Origin of the sequence: Novosphingobium sp. APW14, assembly GCF_032337075.1 — a bacterium.
GTDB lineage: Bacteria > Pseudomonadota > Alphaproteobacteria > Sphingomonadales > Sphingomonadaceae > Novosphingobium.
In genome coordinates this window covers 270,840-295,504 of record NZ_JAVYAB010000001.1, presented here as the reverse complement: position 1 = coordinate 295,504, position 24,665 = coordinate 270,840, and the positions used below count along the sequence as shown (strand labels likewise).

21 protein-coding genes are annotated in these 24,665 nt (G+C 59.1%); 16 read left to right on the top strand and 5 right to left on the bottom strand.

Annotation, left to right across the window (positions count from 1 at the left end; all coding sequences use genetic code 11):
• Nucleotides 1-4: 4 nt before the first annotated feature.
• The 6 genes from RQP55_RS01530 to RQP55_RS01505 all read left to right on the top strand — a co-directional run bounded on the left by RQP55_RS01530 (nucleotide 5) and on the right by RQP55_RS01505 (nucleotide 4,736).
• The gene (locus RQP55_RS01530; protein ID WP_315608413.1) at nucleotides 5-763 is read left to right on the top strand and encodes an SDR family oxidoreductase; all 759 of its coding nucleotides are present in this window, start codon (nucleotides 5-7) and stop codon (nucleotides 761-763) included.
• Nucleotides 756-2,027: an MFS transporter gene (locus tag RQP55_RS01525; protein ID WP_315608412.1), complete on the top strand. Its 1,272-nt coding sequence runs from the start codon at nucleotides 756-758 to the stop codon at nucleotides 2,025-2,027. The genes RQP55_RS01530 and RQP55_RS01525 overlap by 8 nt, the downstream gene beginning before the upstream one ends.
• 5 nt (nucleotides 2,028-2,032) lie before the next feature.
• A complete protein-coding gene (locus tag RQP55_RS01520) occupies nucleotides 2,033-2,272 on the top strand; it encodes a hypothetical protein (RefSeq protein ID WP_315608411.1) in 240 nt (79 codons plus the stop codon).
• 284 nt (nucleotides 2,273-2,556) lie between these two features.
• A complete protein-coding gene (locus tag RQP55_RS01515) occupies nucleotides 2,557-3,036 on the top strand; it encodes an Lrp/AsnC family transcriptional regulator (RefSeq protein ID WP_315608410.1) in 480 nt (159 codons plus the stop codon).
• Nucleotides 3,033-3,530 carry an Lrp/AsnC family transcriptional regulator gene (locus RQP55_RS01510; RefSeq protein WP_315608409.1) on the top strand — a complete coding sequence of 166 codons (498 nt, stop codon included), beginning with the start codon at nucleotides 3,033-3,035 and terminating at the stop codon, nucleotides 3,528-3,530. Before RQP55_RS01515 ends, RQP55_RS01510 begins: the two co-directional genes overlap by 4 nt.
• Nucleotides 3,531-3,653: 123 nt before the next feature.
• Nucleotides 3,654-4,736, top strand: a complete 1,083-nt coding sequence (locus tag RQP55_RS01505) for a Rieske 2Fe-2S domain-containing protein (RefSeq protein WP_315608408.1) — start codon at nucleotides 3,654-3,656, stop codon at nucleotides 4,734-4,736.
• 76 nt (nucleotides 4,737-4,812) lie between these two features.
• Here RQP55_RS01505 and RQP55_RS01500 read toward each other — a convergent pair whose 3' ends face one another.
• Nucleotides 4,813-5,565: an SDR family NAD(P)-dependent oxidoreductase gene (locus RQP55_RS01500; protein WP_315608407.1), complete on the bottom strand. Its 753-nt coding sequence runs from the start codon at nucleotides 5,563-5,565 to the stop codon at nucleotides 4,813-4,815.
• Between the two features lie 85 nt (nucleotides 5,566-5,650).
• Here RQP55_RS01500 and RQP55_RS01495 point away from each other — a divergent pair, with 85 nt between their 5' ends.
• Entirely contained in the window at nucleotides 5,651-6,718 is a 1,068-nt protein-coding gene (locus RQP55_RS01495; protein WP_315608406.1) for an alkene reductase, read from the top strand.
• A gap of 58 nt (nucleotides 6,719-6,776) precedes the next feature.
• Here the strand turns inward: RQP55_RS01495 and RQP55_RS01490 are convergent, their stop codons facing one another.
• The gene (locus tag RQP55_RS01490; protein ID WP_315608620.1) at nucleotides 6,777-7,799 is read right to left on the bottom strand and encodes a Rieske 2Fe-2S domain-containing protein; all 1,023 of its coding nucleotides are present in this window, start codon (nucleotides 7,797-7,799) and stop codon (nucleotides 6,777-6,779) included.
• Nucleotides 7,800-8,131: 332 nt separating this feature from the next.
• Here RQP55_RS01490 and RQP55_RS01485 point away from each other — a divergent pair, with 332 nt between their 5' ends.
• The gene (locus RQP55_RS01485) at nucleotides 8,132-10,246 is read left to right on the top strand and encodes an FAD-dependent oxidoreductase (RefSeq protein ID WP_315608405.1); all 2,115 of its coding nucleotides are present in this window, start codon (nucleotides 8,132-8,134) and stop codon (nucleotides 10,244-10,246) included.
• 177 nt (nucleotides 10,247-10,423) lie between these two features.
• Here the strand turns inward: RQP55_RS01485 and RQP55_RS01480 are convergent, their stop codons facing one another.
• The 3 genes from RQP55_RS01480 to RQP55_RS01470 all read right to left on the bottom strand — a co-directional run bounded on the left by RQP55_RS01480 (nucleotide 10,424) and on the right by RQP55_RS01470 (nucleotide 15,537).
• A complete protein-coding gene (locus RQP55_RS01480; RefSeq protein ID WP_315608404.1) occupies nucleotides 10,424-12,973 on the bottom strand; it encodes a TonB-dependent receptor in 2,550 nt (849 codons plus the stop codon).
• Nucleotides 12,974-13,109: 136 nt separating this feature from the next.
• Nucleotides 13,110-13,592 carry a helix-turn-helix domain-containing protein gene (locus tag RQP55_RS01475; protein WP_315608403.1) on the bottom strand — a complete coding sequence of 161 codons (483 nt, stop codon included), beginning with the start codon at nucleotides 13,590-13,592 and terminating at the stop codon, nucleotides 13,110-13,112.
• Nucleotides 13,593-13,689: 97 nt separating this feature from the next.
• Nucleotides 13,690-15,537, bottom strand: a complete 1,848-nt coding sequence (locus RQP55_RS01470; protein ID WP_315608402.1) for an alkyl/aryl-sulfatase — start codon at nucleotides 15,535-15,537, stop codon at nucleotides 13,690-13,692.
• Nucleotides 15,538-15,780: 243 nt separating this feature from the next.
• Between RQP55_RS01470 and RQP55_RS01465 the strand changes: the two genes are divergently transcribed.
• From RQP55_RS01465 to RQP55_RS01430, 8 genes are all read left to right on the top strand, one after another.
• The gene (locus RQP55_RS01465) at nucleotides 15,781-17,409 is read left to right on the top strand and encodes a GMC family oxidoreductase (protein WP_315608401.1); all 1,629 of its coding nucleotides are present in this window, start codon (nucleotides 15,781-15,783) and stop codon (nucleotides 17,407-17,409) included.
• Between the two features lie 68 nt (nucleotides 17,410-17,477).
• Nucleotides 17,478-18,206: an enoyl-CoA hydratase-related protein gene (locus RQP55_RS01460; RefSeq protein WP_315608400.1), complete on the top strand. Its 729-nt coding sequence runs from the start codon at nucleotides 17,478-17,480 to the stop codon at nucleotides 18,204-18,206.
• A 1-nt stretch (nucleotide 18,207) separates the two neighbouring features.
• On the top strand, nucleotides 18,208-18,891 hold the full coding sequence (locus RQP55_RS01455; protein ID WP_315608399.1) for a nitroreductase: 684 nt from the start codon (nucleotides 18,208-18,210) through the stop codon (nucleotides 18,889-18,891).
• Nucleotides 18,892-19,141: 250 nt separating this feature from the next.
• Nucleotides 19,142-21,037: a DUF3604 domain-containing protein gene (locus RQP55_RS01450; RefSeq protein WP_315608398.1), complete on the top strand. Its 1,896-nt coding sequence runs from the start codon at nucleotides 19,142-19,144 to the stop codon at nucleotides 21,035-21,037.
• A 9-nt stretch (nucleotides 21,038-21,046) separates the two neighbouring features.
• On the top strand, nucleotides 21,047-21,883 hold the full coding sequence (locus tag RQP55_RS01445) for a peptidylprolyl isomerase (RefSeq protein ID WP_315608397.1): 837 nt from the start codon (nucleotides 21,047-21,049) through the stop codon (nucleotides 21,881-21,883).
• Nucleotides 21,880-22,863: a HupE/UreJ family protein gene (locus RQP55_RS01440; RefSeq protein ID WP_315608396.1), complete on the top strand. Its 984-nt coding sequence runs from the start codon at nucleotides 21,880-21,882 to the stop codon at nucleotides 22,861-22,863. Before RQP55_RS01445 ends, RQP55_RS01440 begins: the two co-directional genes overlap by 4 nt.
• Nucleotides 22,860-23,837, top strand: coding sequence for an acyltransferase (locus RQP55_RS01435; protein WP_315608395.1), 978 nt, complete (start codon nucleotides 22,860-22,862; stop codon nucleotides 23,835-23,837). The genes RQP55_RS01440 and RQP55_RS01435 overlap by 4 nt, the downstream gene beginning before the upstream one ends.
• 11 nt (nucleotides 23,838-23,848) lie before the next feature.
• Nucleotides 23,849-24,655 (top strand): crotonase/enoyl-CoA hydratase family protein, encoded by an 807-nt coding sequence (locus tag RQP55_RS01430; RefSeq protein WP_315608394.1) that lies wholly within the window; start codon nucleotides 23,849-23,851, stop codon nucleotides 24,653-24,655.
• The last annotated feature ends 10 nt before the right edge of the window (nucleotides 24,656-24,665 follow it).

The following is a 24,665-nucleotide window of genomic DNA, read 5'->3' as shown; positions in this document are numbered from 1 at the left end:
CGCGATGCGCGGTTTAAAGGACAAGGTAGGCGTGATTGCAGGCGGAGGCCGCGGGATCGGTGCGGCGACAGCGCGCCGCCTGGCCGAAGAAGGTGCCGCAGTCGTGATTGGCGACATTACCGAGGACTGGGCAAAGGAAACTGCCGCGACAATCTGCAGCGCCGGCGGACGCGCTATTGGCGTTCACCTTGATGGCACAAAGGCCAGCTCCCAGCAGGCGATCGTGCAGGCCGCACTCGCCGAGTTTGGCGCCCTCGATTTTTATCATTCCAACCTTGCGGGCGGAACTGACGGTGACATCGATGCGCTCAACTGTCCGGAAGAAGTGCTCGACAGGTCATTCGCAATCAACACCAAGAGCCACATGTTCGCGACCCAAGCTGCACTGCCAGTGATGATTGAGCGCGGTGGCGGAGCAATGATTTACACCTCGTCCGGGGCAGCGATCGGCGGCAATGCCTTTCAGGTCGCCTATCCTATGACCAAGAACGCGATCCATGCGCTGGTCCGTCACGTTGCGACGAAGTACGGCAAGAAGGGCATTCGCTCCAACGGGATCTGCCCTGGCGTAGTGCTGACCGAAGCTGTCAAGCAGCACCTGACCGATGATTATGTCGCAAGCGCACTTAAGACCGTGCCTCACACCCGCCTCGGCGAGCCCGAGGATATTGCTGCAGCCGTGGCCTTCCTAGCCTCGGACGACGGCGCCTGGGTCAATGGGCAGGTCTGGCATGTCAATGGTGGGCTGATCAAACGTGACTGATACAACCGGCCAACGCCTTTCCAACCCTTGGGTGGTGCTGGCCACCCTGTTGGTGATCTATATCTTCAACTTTGCCGACCGATATCTGCTGACTGGGTTAATTGGCCCGATCAAGGCCGAATTCGATATTGGCGACAACCTGATCGGCCTGCTGATGGGGCCGGCCTTTGTCGTGCTTTACGTGGTCATGGGCGTGCCATTTGCCCGCTTGGCCGATCGTGGCTCCCGGATTCGTGTGATCGCCGCGGGCTGCGTGATGTGGAGCCTAGCAACAGCAGCCACAGGCCTTGCCACCGGCCCGGTTTCGCTGGGGCTGGCCCGCATCGGGGTGGGAGTTGGCGAAGCGGCGTTTGTTGCGCCGGCCTATTCCCTGTTAACCGATTACTTCAAGCCTGAACGCCGCGGCCTGGCGTTCGCGATCCTTGGGTTCGCCACCTACATCGGCCAGATCGCCGGGCAGGCGGGCGGCCCCGCACTCGCGGCAGAACATGGCTGGCGGATGACCTTTTTGCTTGTCGGCTTGCCTGGTGGAGCTGTCGGCGCCCTGGCGCTTTTATTGGTTCGGGAACCTCCACGCAGTCTTCCAAACGACGGATCCGCTTTGGCAGTCGTTCCGATCGGACGGCTAATTGGCTTGCTGGTTCGTTGTCCCGGCTATGTACTCATGGCGCTCGGGTTTGGTTTCGGAACCTTGTCAGGGGTAACCTTCGGCTATTGGGGACCGGAGCTTTTTGCGCGCAGCTTTATCCTCGACCCCGTCACAATAAAGACGGCATTTGCGCTAAACTTCGGGCTTGCCGGACTTTGCGGAATGCTGGCCTTCGGCGCTTTGTCCGACAAGCTTTCTCAGCGCGGTCGCGTCTGGCCGGTGCAACTTTCCGGGTTGGCCCTGCTTTCTGCAACGACACTGATCCTGACTGCGGTTTGGGCTCCCAGCTTCGATCTCGCGATGCTGGCCGCCATTCCATGCGGGTTGCTGGGTGGTGGCTGGTCAGTTGGACTGTACGCCGGGCTCCAACATATGTTGCCAGCCAGCTACCGCGCCAGCGCAACGGCGCTGTTTATCGCCTTCATCACGCTGCTAGGTTATTTCGTCGGCCCTTGGGCAACTGGCGCGCTTAGCCAGGCCCTGGGTGACGATGCGCACTCACTGCGACTGGCAATTAGCATGGTAATCCCCACGGGCTTCCTCGCCGGCCTATTTGCATTGCTGGCCGCTGGACGGGTAGAGCAAGATCGCATGCAACTGGCCGAGGCAAGTTAACGGCCATGACCCAAACGCTTTTGCTTAATGGGCAGACCTTCGATGATCGCGACGTGGTGACGCTAGAATCACGCGGTACGCGCGAAGGCAACATCCGAGGCTATGGTCAGCAGCCTGTTCAGTACCCATGCCAAGCAGCCCGGTCGACAATGATTGCAGAGGTCAGCGCCAGCCTCGGCAGGACCATACACAACACCTTCAAACAAACTTTCGAAATTGCCCAAATGGAACTGTTTTTGACGTGACTACCGGGGTTGCCAGCCAAATTCTGAGAAGCGGAGGGGATGCTGCTGGGGACCCCTTACTCGATTTTGCCATACGCTATCACAACCGCTATGTATTATTGTAAGATGTCTGGACGTTCGACTAGCGGGCACTAGAAGTCTGTTGGATTAAAGGCCAATGGGTCAGGCGTTTCAGCCCAACTATATTGGGTCGGGAAATGCAGCGCTTCGCAGCGGTGGATTGATCGAACGCGGTTCAGTCCTGACAGTTGACCTGGATTGGAAATGGGGGTTGTGCCGGCACCATGAGTGATGATTTCTCAATCGACGATATGGACCGCGCAATTGTTGAGCAATTGCGCCTGAATGGCCGGGCGACAAACCAGCAGATTGCGAATGTCCTGGGATTGACGGCGGCAACTGTTTCGGCCCGGATCCGCCGTATGGAAGACGCCAACAAACTTCGGGTCGTCGCGGTGTCGGACTTTTCCGCGCATGGCTACAACGTTCTGATGGAAGTGGCGATCGAGGTTGATGGCCGTCCTGCTTCAGACGTTGCTGCAGAGCTGGCCGGCTACCCTGAAGTATTCGCCGCACATCTAGTTACCGGGCGGTATGATATCGACATGCTCGTGGTTTTGCGTGAATTTGATGATCTGCCTGGCCTCCTGCTCGAGAAGTTCTCCAAGGTGCGCGGCATCCGCTCGATGGTTCCAGCGATCGCTGTCGATGTGATCAAGTATAAGTTCGATGTAGCGCCAATTGAGGCGCGGGGGGACCTATGAGCGCGCCGCAGCTAGACGATCTCGACCGCCAGCTTATTGATGTGCTGGCGCACGATGCCCGCGTTTCCAACCGCAAGATCGCAGTCGATCTGGGTGTGACTGAAGGCACCGTACGCGGTCGCATTAAGCGGCTACAGCAGGACGGGCTGATTTCCTTCACTGCAATCACCAGCTTCGGCCTTGCCGATTCCGCGCGGATGGCCTTCATTGGCGTCCAAGCCGAGGTCAGCGATGTGCGAGAGGTCGCTCGCAAAATCGCTGACTTGTCGCAGGTCAATGCCGTCATGCTGACCATGGGGCGTTTTAATATCCTTGCGATTTGCCTGTTCAATTCGCTGGATCACTTGCACGAAGTTGCCTCTGACAGAATCCTCGCAATCCCCGGGGTCCATCACGTCGAAACCTCGATCGCAGTGAAGACCCTGAAGTACAACGCACGAGTAGTGCGCATCACCGAAGTCCAATCCGGGGGCGATGAGGACCAGTTCGCGTAATCCAGAAAGAGATACCTTACGCATATTGATTGCCACAGCCAAAAGTTGGCTTTGTTCACGCATCAAGCTTGCCAATTCCCTGCGCTTTGAGGTATTGACGACTCAAACCAGAGGGGAACGACAATGGCAACCACTGCAGATTACGGCCTCGGCGAATTCACTTACCCGCGTGGCTGGTTCATGGTCGCTCGCTCCGATGAAATCGGCACGACCCCAGTAGCGGTCCGCTATTTTGGCGAAGATATGGTGCTCTATCGCGGTGGCCAGAGTGGTAAGGTCTTCATGCTGGAGGCCTACTGCCCGCATATGGGCACGCACCTGGCACGCAATACCACCTCCTATGTGGTCAAAGATGGCGAGCATGTTGAAGGCGACAACATTCGCTGCCCCTATCACGGCTGGCGCTTTGGCCCGGACGGTCGGGTTAACCAGATCCCGTACTCGCCCTCACCCATCCCCAAGTCGGCCTGCGTCAAAAGCCGGAAGATCGTGGAACGGGCCGGCTGCCTATGGACCTGGTACGATCCCGAAGGGCAAGAACCCGATTACGAACTTCCGCCGTTTGAAGGCTATGATGCTCCGCACTGGGTGAACTGGGAAGTGCGCGAGCTCGGCGAGCTCAAGTGCCACCCCCAAGAAGTCGTGGACAATATGGCCGACAAAGCTCACCTCGAACCGGTCCACGGATCGATCGACATGGTGTCGTTTGAGAATGCCTTCGATGGCCATGTCTGTCGCCAAATTCTATCGGCCGGCCACAAGACGTTGGCATCTGATGGCGGCGAGCCGATGACTAATGATACCTGGTACACTGGTCCTGGCATCCTGCAGTCGGTCATGGTTGGTGCCAATCCGTCGCATATGCTGATCGCGCACACGCCCATCGACGATGGAGTGATCAAGGTCTGGTATGGCCTGCTGGTTAAGGTCGACAACCGCGAGCCTTCCACCGACGATGTGGCGTTAGCGCGAGCCTATGAGGAGGCCGGGGTCGATGCTTTTGCTCAGGACTTTGAAATCTGGTCGAACAAAAGGCCTTGCGTAAACCCCATGATGGTTCGCGGCGACGGGCCGTTTGACAAGGTGCGTATTTGGTACCGCCAGTTCTACAACCCGCGCGCGCAGGCTGAAGCCTTCCAAAAGCGCGTTAACGGTCGCTACACCACAAAGGGGACCAAGACCGCCCCGTGGGAAAGCGCTGCCTAAGTAAGCAGCTCTCCATTTAAAAGGCCCGCTTCGACAAGCCGAAGCGGGCCTTTTTTGATCCAGTTAATCCGCTTGCTCAGGCAGCGGTTGCCCCACCATCAACGACCAGTGGGTGCCCCGTCACAAAACTTGATTGATCTGAACAAAGCCACAGCACCGCTGCAGCAATCTCTTCGGCCTGCCCCATACGCCCCATCGGCGTCATGCCATCGAGCACCTTCTTCATATCGGGATTAGCGGTCAAAGGAGCGGTCATTGGCGTTTCGATAACGCCTGGACAGACGGCGTTGACACGGATGCCCGCTTTGGCCCAGCGCAACGCGCCATGCCGGGTTAAGCCAATGACCCCATGTTTAGTCGCAGTGTAACCCGGCTGCGCACCATTGCCGACCAGACCATTAATCGAGGACGTGTTTACGATGGCCCCTTTGCCTTGGGCCAGCATTACTTCCGCTTCCTCACGCATGCACACCATCACACCGGTCAGGTTAATGGCGATTGCCCGGTCCCACACGGCATCGTCGTATTCGTTGGCACCCAGATTGTTGATCCCGGCATTATTGTGCGCAAAGTCGAGCCGACCAAATTCACTGACGGCACGGGCAACGAGCGCCTTAACTTCGGCTGCTTCGGCAACATTACACCGCTGGTAGACTGCCTTCCCCCCCGTGGCTGTGATCAACGCGACGGTCTCCTCTCCCCCGGCATCGTTGACATCGGAGACGACGACGGATGCTCCCGACGCGGCGAACCCAAGCGCGGTTGCCCGACCAATCCCTCCGCTGGCACCTGTGATCAATGCCACCTTGCCATCAAACCCGTAATTCATCCCGCCTCTCCTTGATATGCGTAGCAAATTGCTTAGAGGATAACGCAAATAGCGGTCAATCGCCGAGTATCGGAGATAAACTCGAATGCCCAGCAGCCTCACTTCACCCGTAACCTTGGGGGACATCGCACTGGCGAACCGCGTCGTTATGGCGCCGATGACACGCGACCGCGCAGGCCCTGGCGATGCACCAACCGAGTTGATGGTAGAGTACTATGCCCAGCGAGCAAGTGCCGGCATGATCGTAACTGAAGGTGTCCAGCCGAGCTTGGTTGGCAAAGGCTACTGGCGGACCCCCGGGATCCACAGCGCTGATCAGATCGATGGCTGGAGCGCGGTTACCAATGCGGTACATGCGCGCGGCGGACGGATTGTCATGCAGCTAATGCATTGCGGGCGAGTAGTGGTGCCCGCCAATCGCGGTTACCTTGCCGATGTAATTGCCCCCTCACCGCTCCCCTGCCCGACCCCAGTTCCCGGACCGAACGGCACGCCGGTGGAATGCGCAATGCCTCGTGCAATCAAGAGCGAAGAGATACCAGCCCTCGTTGAGGAATTCGTCCAAGCCGCGCGCAATGCGATGAAAGCCGGATTGGACGGGGTCGAGCTGCATTGTGCCAGCGGCTATCTGATCAATCAGTTCCTGAACCCTGCCAGCAATCATCGCGACGATGCCTTTGGCGGCAGCGTGGAGAACCGGATCCGGTTCCCGATCATGGTGCTCAAGGCTATGGCTGAGGCGATCGGCCCCGGCCGGGTCGGCTTTCGCATTTCGCCCGGAAACCCATACAACGGGATGGACCCGGCTACCCCCGAAGCAACCTTTGGACCGTTCGTAAAGGCCGCAGATGCCATTGGGTTAGCCTACCTCCACGTGGTCGACATGGGCCTAAACGATCTCGATACACTTGACCTTCTGCGCGCAAACTTCAGTGGTCCGATCGTCGCCAACAACAACTTGAAGGCCGATAGCGCCGCCGCCTTGCTTGAAGCTGGGCGGGCTGAAGCAGTCAGCTTCGGCCGCGCCTTTATTGCCAATCCCGATCTGGTTGAACGTATTGCTATCGGCGCGCCGCTGGCCAAACCGGACTATGCCCTGCTCTACACCGGTGAGGATCGCGGTTACACCGACTATCCGGCCTGGGCCGACTAACCAGGAACGGGCTCCGCTGCCTTACCGGAGCCCCTCCCTGCCGCAGTCCAGAGAGAGTTCATCCGACTGCCCGAAGGCCGGGCTTATCTCCCAAGCTTTCCGGGTTGGCGTAATACCGGCTGTACCATTTCCGAAACTGGGGAATTGGCCCGTCGCCATCGCAGATGATCGGGTTAGGCTCATAGCGCATTCGATCCCAGATCACCTTGTCTTGGTCGAGTTGCTTGCAGATGTCGCGGATCAACGCTTTTGCCAAACCGGCCCCCGAACCATCCGCCTGACTTTTGGGTTGCATAAAGCCATAGCGTACCCGCAACACGTCTTCCTCAATGGGAACTAAGCTTGCGACCAGCAGGGTCTCCGAAATTCCACGAAAGCGCACCCAACTCTGCCCGGGCCCCATAGTGTCATAGCGGATCAAGCCATCAACAATGCCACTGGGTGTGCCCATCTGCGCCCTCACATCGGCACCGCGCCCCCACTCGCCCCAACGCAACTCTGCCTCCGGGACGTCGGCGGTGCCGTGGATGTACTTGAAATGGGCTACATCAACACCGTTCTCAGCCATGTTCTGGATTGAACCATAAACGATCCATTCGTGCATGTCGTAACCGGTCCATTCTGGATCGCCGAATTCTTCGTGGACGACAACATCCCACATTGGCGCAACGTTCTGTTCGGGATGATACCAAACCCAAATCCAGCCATTGGCCTCGGTTACCGGCCAGGTTCGCATGCACTTGCGCTTGACCTGCGGCGGGATCGCCTTGGCATAGGGAATGTCCTTAACCACACCCTCATCACCATCATAGCGCCAGGCGTGAAATGGGCATTCCAACAAATTGCCATGGACCTTGCCGCCATGACCGAGATGCGCGCCCAGATGCTTGCACCAGGCATCAGTCACCCGAGCCTGGCCGTCTTCGCCCCGCCAAATCGCAAGGTCTCGAGAGAAATAGCGCAATGGCTTGACCTGACCGACCGCAACAAAGTCCCCTTGTTCAATGGCATACCATCCAAACGGGAAGCCAATGTTCAATCCGCGCTCTGCCGAGCTCGGTCGATAGTCCAAAGGAGCCACCCGCCATTCAGTGAGTTCGGGTCCCCGCAATCTCTCAAGGATCTGCCAAACCGCCACTGGAGGCGTACGGGCATCCGCCGTGTCTAACGCATTGTTCATCATCATCGGTCCCTCCTCCTCCACCTTGGGCGCGAGTGATGCGAGCAAACATTGATCATGATCAACTTTTACCCAATTGCGTAAATATAGAAGCCATTAATGACGCAATTGGCACCTCAAGTGCCACAAATGCATCTCAATGCGAATTTATGGCTGCTTTCCAAGGGTGAAACACGTTGACCAAATTGCTGCCCTACGACAAGGCAGTGCCAAGGATCGAGGAGTTTAAAAGCATGGCAGGCACCGCCCACTTGCTGTCCGCAGGACGCATTGGCTCAATGGATCTGCGCAATCGCATCATCGTCACGGCCATGGGCGTCAGCTTGTCCGAAGCAGATGGACATGTTGGTGAGCGCCTATTGGCCTATCATGAGGCACAGGCCAAGGGCGGCGCCGGACTGATTATCACTGGGGTCGCCGGGGTTGCCTGGCCAGTCGGTGCAGTTCAGCCAAATCAAACCGCGATATCCGACGATCGTTTCCTACCCGGTCTCAAGACCCTAACCGACCGGATTCACAGCCATGGCGCAAAAGTGGCAGTGCAGTTGCACCATGGCGGACTGGTCGCAGGCTACTCATCAGACGCCTTTGACCAGGAACTGTGGGCCCCCTACTACCCCCCGCCCATGCAGGGGGATTTTATCGATTATTTCCTCCCGGAAGAGATGGCCGGCTTTTCAGGCAAAATGCCGCGACTGAAGCTGCTCGAACAGGCGGACCTCGATTTGGTCGTCAGTCAGTTCGGTTCTGCCGCAACCCGGGCCAAGGCCGCAGGCTTTGATGCGATCGAGATCCATGGCGGACATGGCTACCTCCTCTCATCGTTCATGTCGCCCAAAACGAACTCCCGCAGCGACAGTTATGGCGGCTCGCTAGAGAATCGCGCCAAACTACTTCTCCGGGTTATTGGCGCTGTTCGCGATGCAGTCGGCCCCGACTTCCCGGTCTGGGTTAAGCTGGATTCGGTCGAACACGGCAAAGATGGCGGCATCACATTGGAATTGGCAATCGAAGCCGCGCGACTGGTCGAGGCCGCGGGTGTCGATGCGATCACGGTGTCTGCCTATCATGACACTGGCAAAGGCAAACTCCACTCCGCTTCGAACATTCCGCACGAGCCGGAAACCAACATTCCTGCGGCCGCGGCGATAAAGGCCGCAGTCCGCGTGCCAGTGATCGCCTCAGGCCGAGTAGAGGTTGAGGCTGCCGATGCGCACATCGCCGCTGGCAAATACGATTTTCTGGCAATGGGTCGGAAACTTCTGGCCGACCCGGATCTGCCCGCAAAGCTGGCTGGCAATGCTCCGGAAATGATCCGCCCATGCATTTACTGCTACACCTGCGTATCCACGGCTTATGTACGCCAGCCGCTGCGCTGCGCGGTAAATCCGGAAACCGGGTTCGAATGCGAGCAGGTAGAGCCACAGCGTTCTGGCCAGCACTTTGTGGTAATCGGAGGTGGTCCAGGCGGCATGGAGGCGGCTTGCCGGCTCTCGGATGCAGGACATCGTGTAACCTTGCTTGAGAAAAGTGCGCGATTGGGTGGCACCTTACGCATTGCCTCACTCGCTTATCCCGCCAACGAACGACTGCTAGACTGGCTGGTTGAGCGCGTTGCCCGCTCAAACATTACTGTGCGACTTGAAACCGAGGCCAACGAGGAATTGTTGCGCAGCCTGGCACCTGACGCTGTGATCGTAGCCACCGGCGCAAGGCGCGATATGCCAGACCTGCCCGGCAACGACCTGCCCCATGTCTTCAGCGGTGAAGATATGCGACGGATGCTGCTGGGGGAGAATTCAAACGCACTGAAGCGAAAAACAGGACTACTGACACGTATTGCAACCAAAGTTGGTGCCGCGACGGGTCTAACGGCCAATCTTGATTTCGTTCGCAACGCGACCAAAGCTTGGATGCCGCTTGGCGAGCAGATCGTGATCATCGGCGGAGAGCTAGTTGGGATCGAGCTGGCCGAATTCCTGAGTGAGCGCGGGCGCAACGTAACCGTGATCGAGCCTGCATCTCGGCTCGGCAAAGGCCTGCTATTGGTTCGACGGATGCGGATCCTGTCAGAACTTAAGGAGCACGGCGTAGCGCTGCATGGAGGGGTCCAAGGCATGGCCATTCGAGCAGGTGCGGTAGAATTCACCGATAGTGCCGGAGAAGCCCATACCATTCGCGCAGACCATGTGATCGTCGCGATGGGTGCAGAGGCAGATACTGACCTGGCGGAGCGGCTCCGGAGCGCAGGATTCACGGTCGAAACCGTGGGAGACTGCAATGGTGTTGGTTACATCGAAGGTGCAATCCGCGGCGGCGCAGAAGTGGCCCGGCGCCTGACCGCCTGATACACCGCAAAAACTCTGGCCAAATAGCGCTCATCGCGCTGTGATTGCGCATGTTCAATTGCGCAACAGCCTGCGCCTTCCATTTAAGCAAACAAAAGCGGGGATGCCATCCGGTCTGCTTCGAACCGGCTGACACCCCCGCCTTGTTTACCCTTCAAGCGGGCTGGCTTCAGTCCATCAGAACTTCAGGCCCAAGGTCATGCCATAGGTGCGCGGATCAGCGAAGTATCCGCCCGCATAGCCAAGCGCACCGAAATCGATACCCCGCGCAAATTCGTGACGGTTGGTCAGGTTCTTGCCCCAAACCATGATCTGCGCTTCGCCGCCGGCAACCTGGATCCCATCGATCGAGATCTGGGCATCAACCTGCTTCTTCGGATCTGACTTCAGCTGTTCGTTGAACGGCGTCGAGATCGTGTTCGAGAAGCTATACTTCGGCGATTCATAGGTATAGCCGACCCGCGCATTCAGGGTCGTACCATTGTCGCTCATCGGTACGCGCAGATTGGCAGCCACGTTGCCCGTATAGCGCGAGGTATAAGCCTCACGCGCGATCGAGGCGATATCCACGATCGCCGCACCAGCGGCCCCTGAGGTCGGAACCTTGAACTCCTTGTAGTTCACGTCGACGTAGCCAAAAGTTCCATCGATCGAAAAGTAATCGTTGATCACTGCACGAGCTTCAACTTCCAAGCCGGTATAGTCGACCTTCCCGACATTCACGATCCGCGAACCGAACACGCCAGGCGTTGAAGTTACAACTGGAATGTTCGCGGCCAGGTTCTTGAACCGGTTGCGATATCCGGCCAAGTTAAGGCGCAGATGGCGATCAAGCAGCTCTGCCTTGATCCCGGCTTCATACGACACGATCGTTTCCGAATCGAACGGCACCATCGTGTTGGTGCCGGCCTGGCTGGTGTCCGGGGCGTTGAAACCGCCCGAACGATAGCCGCTGGCCGCCCGCAGATACATCGACACATCGTCGGTGAATTCATAGCGGGCCATAGCGTTCCAGGTCAGGCGGCTGAAGCTGCCCTTGCCCTGGTCAGGCACAGTCAAGGCCGTTGCACCGGTCTGCAGACGGATGATCGACTTGTTATCCCAAGTATAGCGCAGGCCGCCTGTCAGGCTCAGCTTGCCGTCACGGCCGCCGACGTAATATGTGCCCTGGCCGTACAGCGCAGTCGATTCCGCACTGGTGGTGTAACGAAGCACGCCATTCGTCACGACCATGCGGAAGCGAGCCGGGTTGGCGGCGACAAACGAGGGGCCAAGGCCGCCGAAATTGGCGGTGAAGACCGTGTTGGTATCGAGGATGAAGCCCGAGTTCTGGGGGTTGTTCTCACTACCCTTTTCCCAGAAATAGAAACCACCCACAACCCAGTCGAGCAGATCGCTGTCACCGGAGACTTCGAGCTCCTGGCTGAACTGTTGGTGCTTACGAACATTGTTCGTGTCAAAAAGCCCCTGCGTCGTCGTCGGCACCGGGGTGGCGGCGATGAACGGCGCGAAGGCCGACGGGATCGACGGAATGTAAGCCAACAGCGAAGCGGGCATGCCGTTGAACAGGCTCGCATTGCTGAATAGTGGACCACGGAACTGGCCCAGCCCATCAAGGTCAGAGCTCTTAGAGGTGCTGTCCCACTTGCGATAACCTGCGGTCACCTTGACTTGGAAACCACCGAAGTCATTCTTGAGCTGCAGATTGTGGCCCTGCACTTCATCGATAGCGTCCTGATCAGCGTCAAGGCAGATGGTTTCGCGATAGATGCGGGTCGGTGCAGACAGCGCTGCGCAAGCAGGGTTCAGGAAGGTCGCACCGGCGAGGTACTGCCGAACGGCCGCTTGTTGCGTCTGGGTAATCCCGGCTTGGCCATTAACCACCAGTGGCGGACGAGCTGTGCCATCTGCCACATTGGTCAACTGGAAGGCCACGTTGCGGCCGGTCGTCTTTGACCAGTCGAAAATGTAACGGATGCTACCCGTGCCGCCAATGTCGAGCTTGGCCGCCGCACGGACAGCATCTGTCTTGCGCGAGCCGGGATCCTTGGAGTTGTCAGGCTGCAGAATGTTGTCGACGGTTCCGTCACGCTGGCTGCGCGAATAGGTGAGACTGGTCTTGAGACCACCCAGAATTTCACCGGTGTCCAGCGTTACCTTGGCATTCCACGCGCCGTAATTGCCAGCACCACCACGAGCTGCGACCCGCAGTTCGTCTGAAGGATCCCGGCTGATGAAGGCAATCGCGCCGCCGGTCGAATTGCGGCCGAACAGCGTCCCCTGCGGGCCACGCAGAACTTCGACGCGCTCAATGTCCATCACATCGAGAGCGCTCGCGCCAGAGCGCGCAATATAGATGCCGTCGACATAGAGTGCGTTGGCCTGGTCGAGGCCGAACGACTCGCTGGCTGGCGAGGTAATACCGCGGATCGAGATGACAGCAGCCGAATTGCTAGTAGTGCCCTGCACGATCGTAACGTTGGGCGCCAAACCGCTGAGATCGCGGGTATCCCGAACGTTCATCCGCTCGAGCTTCTCGGCTCCAATTGCGCTGATTGCAATGGGCACATCCTGGAGGTTCTGTTCACGCTTCTGTGCGGTAACGACGATATCCTCAAGACCGCCTTCTTCAGCAGCATCTTGCGCAAAAACCGGGCTTGCAACGGCCAGCAAGCTGGCACCAAGCATCAAACGAACAGCAACACGCGGGCTATGGGCAACTTTCATGATTCCTCCCCCTCAACCTTCGATTTTCGGTTTGAGTTGCGCAATGACTGACAATTTGCGTAAAAATTGTCAATGACCATTGCGCAATACGGCATGGATTGCCGTAAATTGCGCGAGAATGTGTTGGAATCGCCGATCAGATCGCCTGAAACGGAGGTTCGTCAGCATTGCCATCAAGCGCAGCACAGGCACTGAGCGCAGCCTCCATCTCGCGAAGGTAGCGCAAGGTACTGGCCGTCAGATCGCGCAGTTCATCATTGGCTTGATCAGTTGCCGTCACAAACCGCAGTTCATCCCTCTGCACCCAGCCCCTGGCAATCAGCTGTTCGATCTTTCGCCGCACGGTTTCGCGCGGGATGCCGCTGTAATCGGCGATCGACTGGAGGTTGATCGCCAGCGGCTCGACCGATCCCACCGTTCCTTCGAGGAACTCGGTGTGCGTCATAGCTTCGGGCGCAAACTGCGGACTAAATGTCCGCTCGCCAATAATGGTCAGGACCAAAAACAGGTCCAGATCGCCATCACAGGCATGACGGCATTCAATCAGATGCCGCGTGAAGGCCGCTACATGCAAAGCATGAAGCTTACCAAAATTGCGCTCCAGGCGATCGCCTGCCACCGTCCGCTCCTGTCAGCCCGGCCTGGTCAAACAAACCAGAGCCGCTAACCGGTTTATGCGTTCAAGACCTTCCCGACAACTGTTGGCTGCCCACGTCTCACGGTTCGATGATATTGAAATCCAATCGGGGCTGTTCCAGCATTGGCAGAAGCTCTTGGATCGGAGCCGGATCACCCACCACGGTCACTTGCCCTGCAGCAGCCATCCTATCGAGCGGCACTTGCCGGAACAGGATACCCAAAAGCACCGGCTTAGGACCAGTCAGCGTAGGAGCTCCCGGCAGGCTCTGCCCCTTTTCACTAACCAGGACCGAGTTACCAAGCGTCACTGCGAAGCGATCACCGCTGATGCTATCAACCAAATTGAAGCCAAGTCGGGTCTCACCAGCCCGTTCAGGCACCAGGGTCGTCGCCAGCAAGTCCAAGAAGCTACCCAGCGGGGTCGCCATCATCAGATAGCTAGAGCCTCCCTCGGTAAATCCGTCTGGCCGCCCCTGCCGCAACTCACGGGCTCCCGTGAGGTAGATGTTGCGCCAAATCCCGCTTTCCGCCTGATAACCAAGCTGCTCATAGCTGTCGGCAAGGAGAGTTCGGGCTGCTCGGTCTTGCGGATCGGCGAAGACACCATAATTGGCTAGCTCGGCCGACCACCGATAATCTCCGGCGGCAAAGGCTGCCTCGGCTTGCTTATGCAATGCCGCAACTCCGCCGATTGCGCTTACCATGCGCTTAGCCTTCTCGACTGGCGGCAGCGGATTGAGATTGGCGGGCACCCCATCGTACCATCCCATGTATCGATCGTAGACCGCCTTCGCGTTGTGACTGACGGTTCCATAATACTCGCGAACCGACCAGTCGTTGCGGAGCGCTTTAGGGAGTTTGAGGCCCTCGGCGATTTCAGTCGGGGTCTGACCCAAATTCATCCGACGCACTGCCTGATCATGGATGAACTTATAGGCATCGCGCTGATGGGCGACATGTTGAACCACTGCCGCCGTGCCGAAGCGCGGCCAGTGATGCGACCCAAAGCTAAGTTCGGCCTGGCTACCCCACAAGCGCAGAGCCTCGGTCAGATAATCAGCCCAGGCTTTGGCATCGCGCACCTTGGCGCCTCGCAGGGTTTGCACGTTATGCAGCGTAGAAGTGGCTGTTTCAGCAAGGCACAGCGCTTTTAGCGAGGGAATCCAAAGGTTGAACTCGGTCGGCGCCTCAGCCCCGGGAGTCATCTGGAAAACCAATTCCACGCCATCAACGGTCACCGTTTGACCTGTGCGCTCAATTTCAACCGTGGGCGGAATGAAACCCTGTTTGCCGGCGGCGATTGCCGTGCCCATGCCCATCCCCGCATGCCCTTGCGGCCCGCGCGGAAGAAAGTATCCGAACTGGTAGAACGCCCTGCGGCCCATAGCTGTGCCAGCCAGCATCCATTCGCTAACCACCTCTTCCACAAATCCCTTGGGTGCGATCACTTGAACGCGGCCCGCCGCAACATCTCGCGGATCAATGATCCCAGTCGCGCCCGCAAAGTGATCGGTGTGGCCATGGGTATAGATGACAGCCAGTACCGGCTTATCAGCCACGTGCTTCTTCAACAGATCGAACGCGGCTTTGGCCACCTCCTCTACTGTCAGTGGATCGATCACAATCCAGCCTTTGGGCGTTTCGATAAAGGTCACGTTGCTGTTATCGAAGTTGCGCACCTGATAAAGTCCGGGAGCGAGGCGGAACAGCCCCTCAGCCCGCAGCACCCGGTTCTGACGCCAAAGCGCCGGATTGACAGTATCGGGCGCTGGTCCTTCGATAAAATCGTTACCAGATAGGTCAAACGAAGGCTTGCCATTAGCTTGCCGGATGATTTGCTCCGGCCAGGTCGCGATGAAGCCACGGCGCGAGAATTCGAAGTCGACCCCATTCTCCGCCGGCAGTGACTTGGCGGCCTCCGCCAATACCGCCCGCGTTGCCGCAGTTGCAGCGCGAGGCGCGGCGGGCGCAACCGGCTGTCCGGGTTCAGCTTGCAGGCTACCAGCTCCCAATGCCAACAGGCAAAGGCCAGCGGAAACGGCACGGCTCAAAATGGGCATCGAAGTCCTCTCTTCCAATCCTTCTTCGCTCTATAACAGGCAGCCAGACAACCCGGAATGCGCTCACCGCCCATTCCGGGCGTAACAACAACTGGCTGGGGGTAGCTTATGGTCAGTTTCGAAACTGATTTCGTGATTGTCGGAGCTGGATCGGCCGGGTGCGTCTTGGCCAACCGTCTTTCGGCCGATCCGGCAAACCGGGTTATCCTGATCGAAGCAGGTGGCAGCGGCACCAGCCCCTTCGTCACCATGCCTGCGGGCTATGGCAAGACTACGGCAGAGTTTGGGCATTCTTGGCACTACACCAGCGCCTCGGAACCGGGCATCAGCAATCGAAAGATGCTCTTGCCTCGTGGGCGCGGGCTTGGCGGATCCTCGAACATAAATGGCCTGCTCTATGTGCGCGGGCAAACGGCCGACTATGATAGCTGGGGCAACCTGGGCGCAATCGGGTGGAGTTGGGCGGATGTCGCCCCTTATTTCCGCGGTGGAGAAACCTACGCAGGTGGGGCCAATGAGTTTCGCGGTGATACCGGGCCGCTGCGCGTCGAAGATTTATTGCACCGCGATCCGACCAACGACGCCGTGTTGGCTGCCTTTTCCGAAATAGGTGTGCCACTTAACGAAGACTACAACAGCGCTGACCAGACCGGCGCATTTTATTATCAGGTGACAATGGCCAATGGGCGGCGCTGCTCTGCCGCCGACGCATTCCTTCGCCCGGTCATGGACCGCGCCAACCTGACCGTGCTGACAGATGCGCACTGCAACCGCGTGGTATTCGAGGGCAAGCGCGCAACTGGCGTCGAGATTGAATGCAACGGCGTCAGAAAGCTCATCCATGCCCGCCGCGAAGTTATCTTGTCAGCTGGTGCCTACCACAGTCCCAAATTGCTAATGCTGTCTGGGATAGGCCCGGCGGCCCATTTGGCCGAACTGGGCATTCCGATAATCCGCGATTGCGCGAATGTCGGCGCCGGCTTGCAGGACCATTATATTCTACCGATGAGCTGGCAGCTCAAGCCCGAGGCCTTCAGCTACAACCGGGAGCTATCGGGTGCTCGGCTTGTTTGGAATGTCCTGCGCTACTTTGCCACACGCCAAGGTGCAATGACGATCCCGGCCGCCCAAACTGGCGCCTTTGTCAAATCCGACCCCTCGCTTGACCAACCCGATCTCCAGTTCCACTGCTTGCCGGTCAGCGGTGAGTTGGATGCGGCATCGACCGATAGCAAGCCACAGCTATCATCCTATCCAGGCCTGACACTTGCCCCGACCGTACTTCGCCCCGAATCCAGAGGGCACGTCAGGTTAGCGAGCCCGGATCCGCGCGCCACACCTGAGATCGTCCATAACTATCTCGATGCCAAGGCTGACCGCTACCTATCGCTCAAGGCCATGCGAATGACCCGAATGCTGGCCGAAGCTCCATCACTGGCCCGACTGATAGTGCGGGAAGCCTATCCAGGACCGGAAACCATCAAGGATGACGCCTTGCTTGATTACGCTCGGCAGACCGGGAACACTGGCTACCATCCGGTTGGCACCTGCCGGATGGGTATTGACGAAGCGGCAGTAACCGATCCGCAATTGCGCGTGCGCGGGGTTGAAGGGCTCCGAGTTATCGATGCTTCGGTCATGCCCCGACTTATCTCCGGCAATACCAATGCCGCAGCTATCATGATTGGAGGCAAAGGCAGCGACCTGGTGCTGAAAAATGGAGGATACGACGCATGAAGCCTGATGGCCGCCCAGATAGCGTGGGGCAAGAGGTTCTGTTCAATGTGGCAGGCCAAGTCGCCACGGTGTTGCTGAACCTGCCGGAAAGCCGGAACGCAATAAACGGCAGGGTCACACGTGCCTTGCGCTGGATCATCGACGAAATCGAACAATCATCGTCGATTGCCATTGCCGTGCTTGGATCGAGCACACCCGGCACGTTCTGTGCTGGCGCAGACCTTGCGGAGATCGCAAGGGGCGGCGGGGCTGATCTGGTCGACCATGAGTATGGCTTCGCAGGTTTTGTCCGCGCCCCTCGCGCCAAGCCTTGGATTGCCGCCGTAGACGGACCGGCAATGGGCGGCGGTTTCGAGCTTGCCCTTTCGTGCGAAATGATCGTCGCGTCCGATAAGGCGCTGTTCGGTCTGCCGGAGGTCAAGCGTGGCCTGATGGCAATGGCAGGCGGCGCCATCCGGCTTCCGCGCCTACTCCCGCGGGCACTGGCGATTGAGGCATTGATCACAGGTGATCCAATCGGTCCCGATACAGCTCAAGCGCATGGACTTGTGAACAAGGTGGTCAAGCAGGACGAAGTGCTTTCTGCGGCTCAAAGCCTTGCCGAACGGGTAGCACGAAATGCGCCCATAGCCCTTCGTGAAAGTCTCGCCCTGGCGAGAGCTGCGAGCACAGGCGATGAGAGCACGCTGTGGGCAGCAAGCGATGCCGCGATGCTGCGGGTCGCTTCTAGCGAGGATGCTCGTGAAGGTCCGCGCGCCTTCATGGAGAAGAGAGAACCCAAATGGAGTGGTCGCTGAGATGAACGTTGCAACTGTAAGTCAGGCCGTTGCCTCGCGCCGATCCATTCGGGAATTCGATAGCCGCCCAGTCGACTCCACCCTTTTGCGAGGCATTCTGGACAAGGCACGGCAGTCTCCATCGGGCGGCAATCTGCAGCCCTGGCATGCAACCGTGCTGAGCGGAAAACGGCTTGATCGGCTGCGGCAAGAAGCCCGGACTGCCATGATGAAGGGACTGGATGGCGTGGAAACGCCAGAATACCAAATCTATCCCGCTGACTTGCAGGACCCTTGGCGCAGCCGGCGCGGCCATAATGGTGAGGCAATGTACACGGCGCTTGGCATTGGGCGCGATGACAAGGCGGCCCGCATGGCTGCTGTTGCTCGAAACTTCGACTTTTTTGGCGCGCCGGTAGGACTGCTTCTGCACACGCCACATTGGATGGGAAAGCCGCAATGGGCGGATATGGGTATGTGGCTACAGACCTTGATGCTCTTGCTGGTCGAAGCAGGCCTTGGATCGTGCGCGCAAGAAGCCTGGTCAACCTATCCCGAAACCGTAAAGCGTGTGGCCGATATTCCAGCGGATCACACTTTCTTTTGCGCCCTCGCGATCGGCTATCCAGCTATCAACGCTCCCATTAACAACTTCCCCAATCCCAGAGCTCCACTCGATGAAATCGTTCGCTTCTTTGAAGATTGACCTGCGGTAGGCAAGGCTGACTTGAATTTGCAGCGTGGCCGATCAAATGATCATCTTCGTCCTACGCAGCCGCACAGAATCCAATATTAGCGGGGCATATCGGCCCGAACACTGAGCTTCACCTGCCTGTACAAGGTCTGTGGCAGTTTCTGTGCCCCACACCCCGTTTAGCCTTGCCGGGATTGACGCGGCGCGCTGAATTGGCAAGGTGCATTTCAAAGCAAAACCGAAATTGCACGTGGAGGGGATAATGCGGCGGAAACTGATGCTGGCGGCGATGCTGCTGGGGACGAGTGCGCTGGTTGCAGGCTGCGATCAGGTCAAGCAAGTCATTGGCAAGGATGCGGTTGCGGTCAAGGAAACCGAATATCCCGAGAAGGTCCTGTGGGGTGACACGCACGTCCACACCGCCAATTCGGTTGACGCTTTCGGATTCGGTGTTCGCCTCTCCCCCGAAGACGCCTTGCGCTTTGCCCGCGGTGAAGAGGTGACCTCCACCACCGGTGTAAAGGCCAAGCTGCCCCGCCCGCTGGATTTCATGGTGATTACGGATCACGCCGAAGGCCTGGGTGCCACCAAGGCACTTTACGACGCGCCGCGGATGCTGATCACCGATGCCCGGATGCGGCGCTGGTACGACATGATGCATGAAGGGCCAGAAGGCTCGCAGCGTGCCATGGCCGAATTGCTTGATGCTCGTGGCCGCAATGATCTGCCCGACGCCATGCTCAACCAGTCTGACACAGCCGAACGCACCAAGTCGGTCTGGAAATCAAACATGGAAACCGTCGAGGAGTACAACGAGCCAGGCAAGTTTACTGCCTTCCACGGCTTCGAATATACCTTGATGCAAGGCGGCAATAACCTTCACCGAAACGTGATCTTCCGCGATGGCGCCGACAAGGTGAAAACCGTGGCGCCGATTGACCCGACCTACAAGGCCACCCCGGATGAAATCTGGAACTACATGGAAGCCTATGAAAAGGCGACCGGTGGCCGCGTTCTGGCTATCCCTCACAATTCGAACTTGTCCAACGGCCTGATGTTCGAACTGACCCAACCCGGCGGTGGCCCAATGACTGCCGCCTACGCCAAGCGTCGCGCCAAACTTGAGCCGGTGGTTGAGATCACCCAGATCAAGGGCGACAGCGAAGCGCACCCCTTCCTCTCGCCGAACGATGAATTTGCCGGCTTTGGTGTTGCGGGCTGGGAAATGAACAACCTGATCGGCAATCAGGCAAAAACGCCAAACATGTATGCTGGCGAGTACGTTCGCGAAGCCTTGAAGCGGGGCCTGATGCTCGAGGCGCAGATGGGCGTAAACCCTTACAAGTTCGGGGTGATCGGTTCGACCGATACCCACACCGGGCTTTCAACGGCAGACGACAATCAGTTCTTCGGCAAGCATAGTGGGAACGAGCCGAACCCGAAGCGGGTCATGCAAGAGCAAAACCTCGGCACGAACCGAGGACGCTTTGGCTGGCATTACCTCGCCAGCGGTTACGCCGCAGTCTGGGCAAAGGCCAACACGCGCGCGGCAATCTTTGATGCGATGCAGCGCCGTGAGGTTTACGCCAGCACTGGTCCGCGCATGACTGTGCGGTTCTTCGGTGGCTGGGACTTCAAGGCCGACGATCTCAAGGGTAACTGGGTCCAGGCCGGCTACAAGCGCGGCGTGCCGATGGGAGGGGAACTCTCCGGCGGCAAGAAGGGCGCGCCCAGCTTCATTGTCTCGGCGCTCAAGGATCCGATCGGTGCCAATCTTGATCGCGTACAGGTTGTCAAAGGCTGGGTCGACAAGGCCGGCAAGAGCCACGAAAAGGTCTTTAACGTCGTATGGAGCGATCCGGCCAAGCGCAAGCTGACCGGCGGCAAGCTTCCGGCGGTTGGCGATACGATCGATCTGGCCACGGCGACCTACAAGAACACGATTGGCGCTGCGACCCTGGCAACTGTTTGGACAGATCCGGAGTTCGATCCGGCAGTGCGGGCGTTCTATTATGTCCGCGTGATCGAAATCCCGACGCCACGGTGGTCCGCCTACGACGCGGTTCGCTTCAAGCTGAAGCTGGCCCCCGATGTGCAGGTAAAGCAGCAGGAACGCGCCTACACCTCGGCCATCTGGTACAACCCGATCAAGTCTTAAGGAGCCTGCATGATCGCCTGGCGGACACGCGCAGCAGCCCTGTTGCGCGAACCTCTGTTGCATTTCCTTGCTGCAGGGGCGGTGATTTTCATCGTCCTGTCCGGGCAGCAGCCTGACGCGGGCGAGCGTCGGATCGTGGTCAACGAAGCCGCCGTCTCCGGGCTTGTAAACCGGTATATCCAGGCATTCCGCCGCCCACCTACGGATGAAGAGCTCGACGGCCTGATCCGCGACTATGTGCGCGGTGAAGTCTACTATCGCGAAGCCTTGCGATTGGGGCTCGATCAGGATGACGAAGTCGTCAAAAAACGGCTTCGCAACAAGATGCTGGCAATCGCCGGCGCGGAAGCCGAAGCCACCCGGCCCAGCGATGCCCAATTACAGGCGCTGTTGGACCAGAACCCGGCACGCTATGCCGAACCGCCGCGTTATACCCTGGAACAACGCTATCTGGGGGCTGACAATCCGGCATTGCGCGCTGCGGCACGCGCGCAGATTGCCGCACTGAAACCCGGCGAAAGTCCAAGTGTGCCAGAAGAGCCGATCCCTCTCCCCGGCCGACTTGAAAGCAGCGCGCTCCTCGATATCGCCACGCAGTTCGGAGACGACTTTGCCGCCGCACTGGAACAGGCCCCGCTGGGGCAATGGAGTGGTCCGGTCGGGTCTGGCTTTGGTCTCCATGTGGTCAAGGTCGTCCGCCGCGAACAACGTCCAAAGCCGGATCTGAACGCCATCCGCCAACGCCTGGAAAACGACTGGCGGAGCGCCGCCGTGCGCAAGGCCGAGGATGAAAATCTCGCCGCCCTGCTCAAAGGCTATGACGTCGTAATCGAGCGCCCCAGGTGAAGGCCTTTTTCCGCCTTGTTCTGACCATAATCGCGCTCGCTGGTGCCCTGCCGGCTCAGGCCGACGAGTTGCGGCCAGGCTACCTTGAACTGACCCAGCAAACCCAGTCCGAATGGAAACTGGTCTGGAAAGCGCCGATCCTGGGCGGGCTGGCCACGCGGGCCGAGCCGCTGCTGCCTGATTTCTGCCAGTTAAAGCTTGAAACACCGCGCCTTTCTGGACCGGCCGTTGTGGCTACTGGCAAGGTCAGCTGCAGCAAGCCGCTGGAGGGGGCGACTGTCGGGCTTAAAGGCATGGAACCGGGTTCCACCGATGCCCTGCTCCGCGTTGCACCACTGGGTAGGCCGGTCCAAACTGAACGGCTAATCCCCGACAATAGTAGCTACACGGTCAGCACCGTCCCCGACGGATGGCAGGTTGCACGCACCTATTTCGTGATTGGGGTTGAGCACATCCTTGCCGGCTTCGATCACTTGCTGTTCGTGATTGCCCTGGTCCTGTTGCTGCAGCGCGGACGGCCAGTCGTTGCCGCTGCTACTGCATTCACCCTCGCCCACTCACTGACACTCGCTGGAACAACGCTTGGCCTGTTTGGCCTGCCACAGGCTCCAGTCGAGGCCACCATTGCGCTTTCCATCGTGTTCCTGGCGGTTGAAATTGTGAAGGCAAGCCCCGGTGAACTCCGCCTGTCCGAACGTCTGCCCTGGGTGGTCGCATTTCTGTTCGGCTTGCTGCACGGTTTCGGCTTTGCCGGGGCACTGCGCGAAATCGGGCTCCCCGAAACAGATGTGCCGGTGGCCCTGCTCACCTTCAACCTTGGTGTTGAGGCAGGGCAACTGGTGATCATTGCTGCAACGCTCGCCGTGCTGGGCGCGCTTGCCCGGTTTGCACCGACGGCCCGGCGTCCGGCTGTCATTGCCAGCACCTATGCAATCGGCGCCGTGGCCAGCTTCTGGTTCATCGAACGCATCTGGGCATGAGCGCAAGCACTCGCCTTGCCGGACTGGATGCGCTGCGGGGCATTGCGGCACTGTTGGTGATGGGCCTGCATGCCAATGCCGTTTTCGGGGGGATGCCGGCTTTTTCCAAGGGTTACCTGGGGGTCGATTTCTTCCTGATCCTGTCAGGCTACCTGATGGCCAGGATTACGGAGCCGCGTCTGGCAGCCGGTCTTGCGCCGCTGCGCTTCATGACCGCGCGCTACAAGCGGTTCTGGGGCATGGTAGCGCTGGGGTCGCTGATCGGAGTTCCCTATCTGTGGATCCGTTCAAGCGGTGAATGGTGGCCGTTCCTGCCTGCCCTGATTGCCAACCTCGCGCTATTGCCATGGCCCGTCGCCAATCTGCTCTTCGCGCTCAATATCCCGGCGTGGACTATCTTTGCCGAGCTCATCGCCAATGGCGTGCATGTCATGGCGCTGCGCCGCCTGTCCAACCGCGCGCTTGCAGTCATAGCGATCGTCCTCGCCGGATTGACGATCGGTGTCGCGATCACCTGGGGTTCGCTTGATGTCGGTGCGCGGCCTGGTCATGTCTGGGCGGCTATCCCGCGCGTGTTCCTTGCCTATTGCCTGGGCATCACTCTGTGGCGATGGCGACAAGAGCGGGCCCTGATCACCCTACCTCCAACGATGGTGCTTGCCGCCCTGCCGGTGGCGATCATCGGCAGCTGGTACGGACAGTGGCGCGATTGGTCGTTCGATCTGGCCTTTGTCCTGCTGCTGTGCCCGCTGATCATTTCCGCAGCAACCGCGATCGTCCGACAGCACTGGCTTGGCTGGCTGTCTGCAGCCATTTCCTTCCCGCTGTTCGCAACCCACCTGCCGATCCTGGAGGCTGTGCGCGAACTCGGGGGCGACAAAGAACTGGCAATCCCTCTCGCCCTTGCAGCCGCGCTAACAATCGTGTGGTGGACAAACCGCCGCGATGCCCGCAAGGCTCTGGCCAAGACTTAAAGGAGACCCCGATGGAACCCGCCGTCCTGTTTGACCTTGACGATGCCGGCATCGCGACGATTACTCTCAATCGTCCGGAGATGCGCAACCCGATCTCGGGAGACGAGGTGGTCGATGGTCTGTGCGACACTCTGGCGGCAATGGAGGGCAATCCCAAGGTCCGCGTCGCAATCCTGACTGGCGCGGGCAAGGCCTTCTCCTCGGGCGGAGATATCAACGCGATGAAACCCGGCGGCGGCGGCCTGAATGCCGGTTTCCCGGCCGGCACACGTGGGAATTACAAGCGCGGTATCCAGCGCATCCCGCTCGCTTTCGCGGCGCTTGAAGTGCCGGTCATCGCCGCAGTCAACGGCCCGGCCATCGGCGCCGGACTGGACCTTGCCTGCATGTGCGATCTGCGTATCGCCGGAGAAAGCGCCAAGTTCGCCGAAAGCTTCGTCAAGCTGGGGATCATTCCGGGCGATGGCGGAGCCTGGCTGCTGCAACGCGTTGTCGGCTTTGCCAAGGCCGCTGAGATGTCGCTGACCGGCGACATGCTCGACGCTACCGAAGCCCTCACCTGCGGCCTTGTCTCGCGCGTCGTTCCCGATGCGGATCTGCTGGACGAAGCCCGCGCGCTCGCTGCCAAAATTGCGGCCAACCCGCCGCACGCTGTACGCATGACCAAGCGCCTGCTGTGGGAGGCCCGCCGTGCCGACCTTGCAACGGTGCTGGAAATGTCCGCAGCAATGCAGGCCGTCGCCCATGCCACCAGCGATCATGAAGAGGCCGTCAACGCCTTCCTCGAAAAGCGCAAACCGGTGTTTAAGGGCGACTAAATCACATCCA